General features: G+C 66.7%; 7 protein-coding genes. 5 read left to right on the plus strand and 2 right to left on the minus strand.

Annotation, left to right across the window (positions count from 1 at the left end):
* Nucleotides 1-156: 156 nt before the first annotated feature.
* The 4 genes from AC30NL_RS18850 (at nt 157) to AC30NL_RS18865 (ending at nt 5160) form a co-directional block, all read left to right on the plus strand.
* Nucleotides 157-951, plus strand: a complete 795-nt coding sequence (locus AC30NL_RS18850) for an iron-containing redox enzyme family protein (protein ID WP_489465523.1) — start codon at nt 157-159, stop codon at nt 949-951.
* Nucleotides 952-978: 27 nt separating this feature from the next.
* Nucleotides 979-1830: a dihydrodipicolinate synthase family protein gene (locus AC30NL_RS18855; protein WP_489465524.1), complete on the plus strand. Its 852-nt coding sequence runs from the start codon at nt 979-981 to the stop codon at nt 1828-1830.
* Nucleotides 1831-1930: 100 nt separating this feature from the next.
* Entirely contained in the window at nt 1931-2500 is a 570-nt protein-coding gene (locus tag AC30NL_RS18860) for a heme NO-binding domain-containing protein (protein WP_489465525.1), read from the plus strand.
* Complete coding sequence (locus AC30NL_RS18865) at nt 2500-5160, plus strand: EAL domain-containing protein (RefSeq protein WP_489465526.1); 2661 nt, start codon at nt 2500-2502, stop codon at nt 5158-5160. The genes AC30NL_RS18860 and AC30NL_RS18865 overlap by 1 nt, the downstream gene beginning before the upstream one ends.
* Before the next feature lie 28 nt (nt 5161-5188).
* Here AC30NL_RS18865 and AC30NL_RS18870 read toward each other — a convergent pair whose 3' ends face one another.
* Entirely contained in the window at nt 5189-7765 is a 2577-nt protein-coding gene (locus AC30NL_RS18870; protein ID WP_489465527.1) for a hybrid sensor histidine kinase/response regulator, read from the minus strand.
* Between AC30NL_RS18870 and AC30NL_RS18875 the strand changes: the two genes are divergently transcribed.
* Entirely contained in the window at nt 7761-8405 is a 645-nt protein-coding gene (locus AC30NL_RS18875; RefSeq protein WP_489465528.1) for a LysE family translocator, read from the plus strand. The two genes, AC30NL_RS18870 and AC30NL_RS18875, sit on opposite strands and share 5 nt — an antisense overlap.
* Here the strand turns inward: AC30NL_RS18875 and AC30NL_RS18880 are convergent, their stop codons facing one another.
* A complete protein-coding gene (locus AC30NL_RS18880; RefSeq protein ID WP_489465529.1) occupies nt 8406-8840 on the minus strand; it encodes a MerR family transcriptional regulator in 435 nt (144 codons plus the stop codon). It lies immediately after the preceding gene.
* Nucleotides 8841-8882: the final 42 nt, after the last annotated feature.

Genomic DNA, 8882 nt, shown 5'->3' on the forward strand with positions numbered 1-8882 from the left:
CACGCCAAAAGACCCCTGCTCGTCGTTGCAAATGCTCGCCATAGCCCGGGCTATGGCTGCGCTTTGCGCCTGGATCAGGCGCCTTTTGACGTGCTGCTCGGGCACGCTCGAAAAACTCTCAGCCTCTGAGGCAGCCACCATCACGAGGAGCGCTGTATGACCCATTGCCCCATCTTCCAGGCCGCCGAGGCCGTCTGCAAGCCGGCCTCGGCGCGGTCCGACGCGGCCGCGCGCTTCCGACACCTGGCCCGCACACATCCCCTGTGGCGCCATCCGTTCGTCGAGCGCTGTCGCGCGGGCGAGCTCACGCTGCCCCAGGTGCGCGTGCTCGCGTCTCAGATGTACCGCTTCTGCCACGAGTTCCCGTGCTTCCTCGCTACTGCGCTGGCCGCGAGCCGCGACGAGGCGACGCGCATGGTGATCGCCGAGAACCTTTGGGAGGAGCTTGGCGAGGGCGACCCGCAGCGGGCCCACGCGACGCTGTTCCGCCGCTTCACGCGCGCGCTGGGCATCAGCGACGAGGAACTCGCGGACTCGCCGGTGCTGCCCGAGACCCGGGCACTGATCGACGCCTACCTCGCGCTGGGCGACCGGGCCTGTGGCCTTGGGCTCGTCGGTGCCTTGTGCCATGCCTCCGAAGGCATCGTGGCCTCGCTGTACACGCAGATCCAGGCTGGCCTGATGAGCGCGCTGCACTTCGACAAGGAGGCGCTCGTGTTCTTCGAGCTGCACATCCACGTGGACGACGGCCACGCCGATCATCTCGAATCCGTCCTGTTGCCGATGCTGCGCACCCCGCAGGACGAGGACCTCGTGGCGCAGGCCATCGGCGCCGCGCTGGACGCCCGCTGCCGCTTCTTCGACGGCGTGCTGCGCGCCTCGTGCACCGCCGACATGGGCCTGAGCCTGAGCCTCGGCAGCGACACGTCGGCGCTGGCCACTGGCACTTGAGAGGCTCAGCCTCTGAGGACGACCGCGATGGCCCGCATGCCTGACTGGCTCAAGGGACTCTTTGCCGTGCTGCCAACGCCGATGGTGGCCGGCGGCCGCCTGGACCCGGAGAGCCTGGAACGTGTGGTCGACTACTACCTCGACGGCGGCGCGGCCGGGCTGGTGCCCGCCAGCATCGCCGGCGAGGGCGACCTGCTCGACGAGGCCGAACGCCGCTGCGTCATCCAGCGGGTGGCACGTCGCTCGGGCGGGCGGGCGCCGATCGTCGTTGGCGTGCTCGCCGAGTGCACACAGCAGGCGATCGCGGATGCGCGTGTTGCAGCCGAGTGCGGCGCGGCCGGCCTGCTCGTGAAGCCGCCGCGCGGCGACGCCGGCGCCGTGTTGTCGCACGTGCGCGCCATCGCGCAGGCGCTGCCGCTGCCCCTCATCCTGCTCGACAACCCAGCCTTCGGCCCGACGCTGCCGTCGAGCCTCATCGCGTCCCTGGTCGAAGCCGTGCCCACGGTGTGTGCGGTCAAGGTCGAGGACGCACCGACACCCGAGAAGATGGCGCGCCTGCGCCGGCTGCTCGGGCCACGTCTGCGGCTCTTCGGTGGCCTGGGAGGGCTCCATGCGCTGGCCGAGCTGGATCAGGAGGCGGACGGCTTCTTCACCGGCAACCCCTACCCGGCGCGGCTCGTCTCCATGATTGCGTCGCACCAAGCGGGCGACCGCGCCGCCGCCGCGGCTGCATTCGAGGAACTCCGTGCGGCCGCCGCGCGCGAAATGGACTGTCCCGCAGCCATGATCCCGCAACGCAAGCTCATCCTTCGGGAGCTGGGGGTGCTCCGCGAAGCGGCCACCCGGGCCCGGGTGGCTCCAAGCCCCCTGAGAGGCTGAGAGTCTTTCGATCATGCCCGCTCATCACGCCAAAAGACCCCTGCTCGGACACGCTCGAAAGACTCTCAGCCTCTGAGCCCAACATCAGAAAGGACCTGACATGTACGGACTCGTCAACCAAGCGCTCGAGGACTTCGTCCGGCGGGGATACGGCGACACGGCCTGGAACAGGATCCGGGTAGCCGCCGGCGTCGACCTGGAAATGTTCGTCTCGATGGACAGCTACCCGGACGAGCTCAGCTACCGGCTCGTGGGAACCGCCACCCAGGTACTCGGGCTGAGCACATCGCAGATCCTGGAGGCCTTCGGCGAGCACTGGGTGCTGTACACGGCCGAGGCAGGCTACGGCGAGATGCTCGCGATGTTCGGGTCGGACCTGCGGTCGTTCCTGTTCAATCTCGACAACCTGCACAGCCACGTGGGAATGACCTACCCGAAGCTGTGCCCGCCGTCTTTCGAGGTGGAGGACATGCCGGGTGCGAACGGCCTCTTGCTGCACTACCACAGCACGCGGGCGGGCCTGGCGCCCATGGTGGTTGGCCTGCTCAAGGGCTTGGGCAAGCGCTTTTCGCAGGAGATTAGCGTCGAGCAGATCGCGTTCCGCGAGGACTCGGACCACGACGTCTTCCGCGTCGACTACATGAGCGCGGTCGCGTCGCCGGAGCATTGATGTCCGCGCTCAATCTCTGCGCCGAGGCGTTCGCCGCGGCATTCCCCTTCCACCTCGCGGTCGACGAGGAGCTGCGCGTCTTGCAGGCGGGGGCGGTGCTGGCCCGTCTCTGTCCAGGGGTGGTCGTGGGCTGCGAACTCGGCGCGCACTTCGTCATCCGGCGACCGGTCCTGCAGCGCATGGACATCGCCTTGATCCGGCAGCACGCCACCTCATTGTTCGTGATCGATCAGCGGGACGGTCCACTCTGCCTGCGCGGGCAGATCGTCGTGCAGGGGCCGCACACCTTCTTCCTCGGCTCCCCTTGGGTGTCCGAGATGGCGGACGTCGTTCGCGTCGGGCTCTCCTTCAATGACTTCGCGGTGCACGATCCCGTTGTCGACCTCCTGTTCCTGCTGCAGACGAAGAACAAGGCGTTGTCCGACGCACAGGAGCTGTCGTCCCGGCTGCGCACCAGCCAGCAGCGGCTGGCCCAGGCGCAGTCCCTCGCCAAGCTCGGCAGTTGGGTGCTGGACCCGCGAACTGGCAGCGTCGAATACTCCGAAGAGGCGGGCCGCATCTACGGCATCGATGCCGTAGATGCGGCTGCCACGCTGCAGAGCCTGCTCGCTCGCATGCCCGAAGACCAGCGGGCGGTGCTGCGCGAGGCGATCGTCCGCGCCGAGCGCACGAACGAGCCTGTTGAGTTCGAACACCGGGTCCACGCGGCCGACGGCAGCGACCGCTGGGTGCACGTCAACTTGCAACGGGCCACCGAGGGGGGCGTGCCCTTCGTGTGCGCCGCAGCGCGCGACGAGACCACGCGCAAGAACTCCGCCCTGCGGCTTGAACTGGCCCACAACATCGCGCAGCAACTCGCGACGGACATAGAGCCCGAGCGCGCCGCGGCGTATGTGTTGTCGTCCATCGGCGCCCAGCTGGGCTGGCATGCCGCGGTTTGTTGGGGGCTCGACGAGTCTGGGCAAGCGGGCTGCTTGAGCAAGTGGAGTGCGACCGGGGACAACGTCGCGCAGGATTACATCCATGCGCTGGGTGGCTGTTGTGAGCTGTGGCCCGGGGCGCCGAACGACGGCGCGCCGTCGTCGGTCGATATCTCGTGGCGGATCTCGTGGCGGACGATGCCGGCACCCAACTCCGCGCGTGCGCGTGACCGGGTCGCGGCGCGCCACGGCATGCGCTCGGCAGTCGTCGTTCCCGTCATCGCGGGCGCGCACCGGATGGCGCTCGAGTTCTTCAGCCGCGCGTCGATGCTCATCGACGGCGAGGTCGAGGGCTTCCTGCGCTCCATCGCCCGCCAGCTTGCTCAATACCTGCGGCGCCAACAGGCCGAGTCCACGCTGCGCCATTCCGCCTGTCACGACTCGCTCACGGGCCTGGCGAACCGAACCCTGCTCCAGGAGCGACTGTTGCACGCCATCCAGCGCGCCGCGCGCGAGGGCAAGCGTGTCGCGGTGCTGTTTCTGGATCTGGACCGCTTCAAGCACATCAACGACGGCCTCGGACACAGCGCCGGCGACATGGTGCTTCGCACCTGCGCCGACCGGCTGCGCGAGAGCATGCGCAAGAACGATACCGTGGCGCGCTTCGGGGGCGACGAATTCGTCGTGGTGCTCGAGGGTCTGGACAGCACAGCCGACATCATGGGGCCGCTCGCTCACGTGATGAGCCGCTTTCGGCTGCCCTTCTCCGTCAACGGCCGTGAACTTTCCACCGCAGCGAGCATCGGCATCAGCGTCTACCCTGACAACGGGCGGGATGCGGAGACGCTGCTGATGAGCGCGGATGCAGCGATGTACCGGGCCAAAGAGCAGGGCCCTGGTCGCTACTGCTTCTACTCCGCATCCATGAACGCGCAGGGCCAGGAGCGGCTCTCGTTGGAGAGCAGCCTGCCGCGGGCGCTGGAGCGGGGCGAGCTGTTCCTCGTCTACCAGCCCAAGATGGAGATTCAAACGGGGGCCATCGTCGGTGTGGAAGCGCTGATGCGCTGGCGCCATCCGGCGCTGGGCCTGATCTCGCCGCTGCAGTTCATCCCGATCGCGGAGGAGACGGGCCTCATCGACAGCTTCGGCCAATGGGCGCTCGAGGTCGCCTGCCGCGACGCACGACGCTGGCAGGACCTGGGTCGCCCGCTTCAGGTCAGCGTGAACCTCTCGGCGCGCCAGCTGGACCGGCCCCAACTCGCCGAGGAGGTGGCGCATGTGCTCGCCGACGCGGGTCTGCCATCGGCACGCCTCGAACTCGAGATCACCGAGAGCGGCGTCATGCGCAACCCGGCCCAGGCCGCGACACGCCTTCGCGAGCTGCGCGACCTGGGCGTATCCCTTGCCATCGACGACTTCGGGACGGGCTACTCGTCGCTTTCATACCTTCGCAGCTTCCCGCTGTCCACGTTGAAGATCGATCGATCCTTCATCAACGACCTGCCCGCGGACGAGGATGCCTCGGCCCTCACCGCCGGCACCATCGCGCTGGCACACCGCCTGCGCATGAAGGTCGTCGCCGAGGGCGTGGAGACACTGGAACAATTGGCCTTCCTGCGCGCCAACGGGTGCGACGAGATCCAGGGCTACTTCCTCAGCAAGCCCATCACCGCTGAGGAAATTGACCAATTCCTGGCCCGCGACGTGCGGCACCTGGTGACGCCGACCGCGGCGGCGTGAGAGGCTGAGAGGGCGTTGAAGGAAGCCGTTAAAAAAGGGAGGGAGCAAACATTCCCCTCGCCTGCCTGGCATCCAGCACAGCGCTCAAGCTCGCCGCGTCCACCGGCTTCGTCAGGTGATGGTCGAAACCTGCCTCCACCGCGCGCCGCTTGTCATTTTCCTGTCCCCATCCCGTCAAGGCCACCAGCAGCACGCGCTCGCCGTGGGGCGTTTCGCGCAAGCGTTGCGCCACGTCGTAGCCGTTCATTCCCGGCATTCCGATGTCGAGCAATACGGCTTCAGGCGCGAATCGTGCGGCTTCGGCAAGCGCACTTTCACCGTCGTGTGCTGTCGCCACCTCGTGGCCAGTCAGGCTCAGCATCATCGCGAGGCTCTCGGCAGCATCACAGTTGTCGTCGACCACCAGCACGCGAAGATTCGGAATCGCCCTGGCATCCAGTGAGCCCACCACATCCATGCCAGGCGTCTTGGCCCGTGGCAGCTTCACAATGAACTCGCTGCCCTGCCCTGCACCACCGCTGCAAGCCTCGATGCTGCCGCCATGCAATTCGACGAGACCGCGCGCGAGCGCGAGGCCGATGCCAAGACCACCTTGCGATCGTTCGAGTGCAGGCTCGACCTGCGAAAACATTTCGAAGATGCCCGGCAGATGTTCCGCCGGAATGCCGATGCCGTTGTCGCGCACGAACACGACAGCGTCGCCGTCGAGCGCTGACGCCTCGATTACCACCCGACCGCCGCGCGGCGTGTATTTGGCTGCGTTGTTCAAGAGATTGAGCAGCACCTGCGTGAGCCGCGTCGGATCGGCATCGAGCCAGACCGGGCTGGACGGCAGCATCACCGTGAGCTCATGGCCCGAGGCCTCGACAAACGGCCGCGCCGCCTCGATAGCCCCCTGCACCACCGACGCCAGCGCCATGCGTTCGACACGCAAGATGATCTTGCCGCTTGTGATGCGCGCGACGTCGAGCAGCTCGTCCACCAACCGCGTCATCTGCCGTACTTGCCGGTCGATGACGTCGCGAGTCCAGCGTGTCTCAGCATCTGCCGGGTCCTTGAGCCGCAAGATCTCGATGGCGTTCGTGATCGGAGCCAATGGGTTGCGCAACTCGTGCGCGAGCGTCGCGAGGAACTCGTCCTTGCGGCGATGAGCGAGCGACAGCTCCTCGTTGAGGCGGCGCAGCTCGTCTTCGATTTGCTTGCGCGCGCTGATGTCGATTCCCAAGCCATAGAGCAGGGTCGGCTTGCCGTCGGCGTCATACATCGCGCGTCCGCGGCCTTCCATCCAGCGCCATTCGCCGCTTGCGTGCTTGAAGCGGAATTCCACCGTGTAGTCCTCATGCGTGACGATGGAATTCGCAACGGCCGCTGCAAGCACAGGCTCGTCGCGCGGATGAAGAAGGTGGCAGAAGGTCTGGGTGTCGCCACCGAAGGCCCCCGCATCGAGTCCGAAGATTTCCTCAAGTTCGCGGCTCCACCACACGCAGTTGGTCGCGATGTCGCGCGACCAGGCCCCCATCTTGCCGCTGCGCATCGCAAGCGATAGCACGTCGCGGCTCTCGCGCAGGGCCGCCTCGGCACGCGCGCCATCGACTGCGAACCAGGTTCGCTCGGCCACCTGTTCGAGCAGCGCCGCGTCGTCAGCGGAGAATTCGCGCGGTGCATGGTGATGCAGCACCAGCAACGCGACAAAGCGTTGTTCCCGCACAAGGGGCACGCACAGCAGGGCGCGCGCCTGCATGCGGTCGTAGGCGGGCCGCAGCTTGGGGTCCGAAGTGCGCGGGTCGACGTGCACGTCGGTGACGACGAGCGTACGTCCAGACCTCAGGCCCTCGACGATCTGCGGGCCGAAATCATTCAACCGACGCTGGCCCGCGATGCTTGCTATGCCATCGACATAGTCGCGCGTCACGGAGATCGTCTCTCCGCACTCGTCGATCTCGGCATAGGTGCAGCGGCTCACGTTGAAATGGCGACCCACGCGCGACACGATTTCCCATTGCACCTGCGCCGGGTCGCGTAAACCGCGCGTCGCATCGTGCAGGCACACAAGCAAGCGCTGTGACTCTTCGGTGCGACGCAATTCATCGAGCGCCTGCCGCCGTTCGGTGAGATCGAGCGCGGCCTGCATGCCGGCTCGTCGCAGTGCCTGGCCGACGGCATCCGCCTCGGCAAGGCCCGTGGGTGCGAAGTCGGGGACTTCGTCGCGTTCGAACTGCCGAGCCGCTTTCTCGAGCTGCGCGATCGGTTCGCGGATGCGTTTCGCCGCCCAGGCCGCAAGCATCAGCGCAAAGATGCCCAAGAGCGCAGCGCCTGCCGCTGACTGCCACGCCGCGGCGCGCGCCGCACTGGACAGCATCGCCTGGGGAACACCCATCACGAAAGAACTGACGATCCAGATGAAAAGCCCCGCCGTGGGCAGGAGCATCGCGAGGATCATCCACAGAAGTCTGCCGCGAAGAGTCATGGGCCGAGGACGCCTCAGCCAATTCGCCGTCCTGCAGGGCAGCAAGCGCAGCGATGCGCAGGCGTGCTCCGGGTCGTCGGATTGATGCATCATTGCTTTTGCGCCGTTTGTCGCACCGGCGATATCAAGGTCGATCATGGATTTCCTTCCTCCCTGGCCTCTTCTGGGCGCGTTCTGCGGTGCGAGCGTGTTGCTCGCCGTCACACCTGGACCCGCAGTGCTGTACATAGTCACCCGCACCCTCGCGCAGGGCCGCCGTGCGGGACTCGCTTCGATGGCTGGCGTGGCCCTCGGCAACCTCGGTAACGCGCTCGGTGCAGCCATCGGGTTGGCTGCCCTGTTCGCCATTTCGTCGCTCGCTTTCACGATCGTCAAATACGCCGGGGCCGCCTACCTTGTGTATCTGGGCATCAGGGCCTTGCGAAAAAGGGAGGATGTCGAAGTCCAACCCTTCGCGACGGCCGACTGGCGTCGCATCTTCCGAGATGGCTTCGTCGTCGCGCTGCTGAACCCCAAGACGGCGATCTTTTTCGCCGCCTTCTTGCCGCAGTTCATGAGCCCGAGCGGCTCGGCCATCGGACAAAGCTTGACGCTCGGCGCGACCTTCGTTGCGATCGCCGCGATGACCGACTGTACCTACGCACTGCTGGCCGGCGCCGTGGCGCCCTGGCTCAGGCGCAACCGAGGCAGCGGAGCCATGGGGCGTTACCTCACCGCGTGTTCCTTTGTGGGTCTGGGCTTGTTCACCGCTGTCACCGGCTCGCGCACCGCGAAGTAATCAAGCGCTCATGCCCTTCTTCTTGCCGCCTTCCGCCAGCAATCGTCGCGCCTCCTTTTCATGCGTGCGCACTTCGTCGAGATTAGCGTGCAGGTCGGCCAGTTGTTGTTCGAGCTGGGCACGATGCGCGGCCAGCACCACGAGAAATTTGCGCAGTTGCGGCTGCGTGTCGCGAGGTGACTCGTACATGTCGACGAGCTCCTTCACCTCGGCGGGCGTGAGCCCGAGACGCTTGCCACGCAGCGTCAGCTTGAGCCGGGTACGGTCGCGCGCGCTGTAGACACGGTTGCGCCCGCTGCGCTGGGGCGCGAGCAGTCCGCAGTCTTCGTAGAAGCGGATCGCTCGCGTGGTCAAGTCGAACTCGCGGGCAAGTTCGCTGATGGTGTAGGTCGCCGCGGAAGAGGGCGACACCTGAGCGACAACAGGGGCAGGCATGGGCACGTAGACTGGGTACGATTGACGGTTAGGATTTGGCCC

Origin of the sequence: Rhizobacter sp., from assembly GCA_021153565.1 — a bacterium.
Lineage (GTDB): Bacteria > Pseudomonadota > Gammaproteobacteria > Burkholderiales > Burkholderiaceae_C > Albitalea.